The 2,578-nt window shown below is 67.1% G+C and carries 1 protein-coding gene; it reads left to right on the top strand.

Annotated elements, in window-relative coordinates; translation table 11 throughout:
* Positions 1 to 163: 163 nt before the first annotated feature.
* Entirely contained in the window at positions 164 to 2,467 is a 2,304-nt protein-coding gene (gene metE / locus ACWDU1_RS31460) for a 5-methyltetrahydropteroyltriglutamate--homocysteine S-methyltransferase (protein WP_450004056.1), read from the top strand.
* Positions 2,468 to 2,578 lie beyond the last annotated feature (111 nt).

The raw sequence follows: 2,578 nt of genomic DNA, 5'->3' as shown, positions 1-2,578 counted from the left end.
TGGGGCCCGCCCGGTTCTGGAGCGACCAGAGGGAGGGAGCGCAGCGACCGACCGCCGGGAGTGAAGAACCGGGTTAATAGGGCCTCACCCTCGAGGCGCGGAGCGCCTCCAAAATTACCGCCCACCCTCGAGCGGCGGAGCCGCTCCAAAATCACAGGAGGCAATGGTGAACGTGAACGACGGGTTCGGGTCGAGTGTGCTCGGCTACCCTCGGATCGGTCCGCACCGGGAACTCAAGCGTGCGCTCGAGGCGTATTGGCGGCAGGCGATAACGCAAGAGGAGTTGCGGGCGGTCGCGCGCGATATCCAGGACGAGCAGTTCCACGAACTCGCCGCCACCGGGCTCACCCAGGTTCCGGGTAACACGTTCTCCTTCTATGACCATGTCCTCGACAACGCCCTGTTGTTCGGCGCTGTCCCGTCCCGATTCGAGGAGTTCCGCGCGGAGATGGATCCGCTGGACTTCTATTTCCTGATGGCGCGCGGCCGCCCCGATCTGCCGCCGCTGGAATTGGTGCGCTATTTCGGCACGAACTACCACTATCGTCAGCCGGAACTGGAGGCCGATACCGCTTTCTCGCTGCACCCCGAGGCCCTGTTGGACGAATGGGACCGGGCGATGGCGGCAGGTATCGAACAGCGCCCGGTGGTGCTGGGACCGGTGTCGCTGCTGCTGATGTCCAAGGCCGGCAGTGTGCCCGGCGAGTCGGCCGGGTTCGACACCATCGAGCTGCTGGACCGGCTGCTGCCGGTCTACGAGGAGTTGTTCGAGATCCTGGCGCGCCGGGGCGCGACCTGTGTGCAGCTGGACGAACCCTGTTTCACCGCCGAACGCAGCGAAGCCGAATTGGCGGCGTTCGCCCGCGCCTACGACCGGTTGTCCAGATCACCGTTGCGTCCGCGGATTCTGGTCACCGGCCAATACGGTGATTTCGGTGAGGCGCTGACCATTCTCGCCGCGTCCGGAGTGGAGGCGATCGGCCTCGATCTCGCGTCGTATCGAATCCGGCCCGACGATCTGGCCGCGATTCCCGGTATCAAACGGAAACGGCTCTATGCCGGCGTCATCAGCGGCACCAATGTGTGGCGGGCCGACCGCTACGTCACGCTCGAATATCTGAACGAACTCGCGAAAGTGTGCCCGGATCTGGTGGTTTCCACCGGGAGCACGCTGCTGCACGTGCCCTATGACGTGCTCGCCGAATACGATATCGACGGCAATGTCGCCGACCGGCTGGCCTTCGCGAAACAGAAGGTGGGTGAGGTCGTCTCCCTGGCGAAGGCGCTGACCGAGGGGCCCTCGGACAAATGGCGGAAACGTCCCGGGGAGGTGCATTTCAAGCAGAAGCACGCCGTGCGTCAGCGCGTGTACGCGATCACGCCCGAAATGCGCGAACGCGAACCGTACGCGATCCGGCGCGAGGCGCAGCAGGAGCATCTGCGGCTGCCGCTGGTGCCCGCCACCACTCTCGGCTCCTATCCGCAGAGCGCCGAGGCCCGCCGCGCCCGGCACGAACTGGGCGAGGGCCGGCTGTCCTACGACGAGTACCGCAAGCGGATCGAGGCCGAGATCGCGTCGACGATCGCGCTGCAGGAGGATATCGGCCTCGATGTGCTCGTCCACGGCGAGCACGAGCGCAACGATATGATCCAGTACTTCGCCGAACTGCTCGACGGCTTCGCGACCACGCATTTCGGCTGGGTGCAGGTGTACGGGTCGCGCTGCGTGCGCCCACCGATCATCTACGGCGACGTCTCCCGCCCGGCCCCGATGTCGGTGGAGTGGATCACCTACGCGCAATCGCTGACCGATAAACCCGTCAAGGGCATGGTCACCGGGCCGGTCACGATGGTCGCGCGGTCCTTCGTGCGGCAGGACCAGCCGCTCTACGAGACCGCCGACCAGGTCGCCCTGGCCATCCGCGACGAGGTGGTGGATCTGGAGCGCGCCGGTATCGGCATCATCCAGGTCGACGAACCCGCGCTGCGGGAGATGTGGCCCGCCCGCCCCGAAGGCCGCGCCGAATACCTGCGCTGGGCCATCGGCGCGTTCCGGCTGGCCACGTCGGGTGTGAAGCCGCGGACCCAGATCCACACCCATATCCCGTACTCCGGGCGCACCGAGATCGTGCAGGCCATCGAGCAACTGGACGCCGACGTGACCGCGATCGTCGCGACCAGGTCGATCGAATGGGTGCTCAAGGCGCTGGAAGAGGACTACGCCTCCGGTCACGGCCTCAGCCACGGCGTGGGCCCCGGAGTGTACGAGAGCCGCTCGGCCAGAATCCCCGATATCGACGAACTGCACGAACTGCTCACCGCCGCCGCGTCCGCCGTCGGTCCGGAGCGGCTGTGGGCCAACCCCGACGGCGGCCTGAAAACCCGCCACCACTGGCAACTGGACCCCGCCCTCCGCAACCTGGTCGCCGCCGCCCGCCGCGTCCGCCGCGCGATAGCCGAACCATAGAAGCCCGCACCTGGATCCGCCCCCACCGCCCCCACCGCCCCCACCGGTCCCCGCCGCGGCGCCGAGTCTTACGAGGCCCACAAAGGGTTCGGCCCGCGTCTGCTGTCAGCG

This window comes from Nocardia sp. NPDC003345 (genome assembly GCF_053589395.1).
This window is presented reverse-complemented; position numbering and strand designations above follow the sequence as displayed.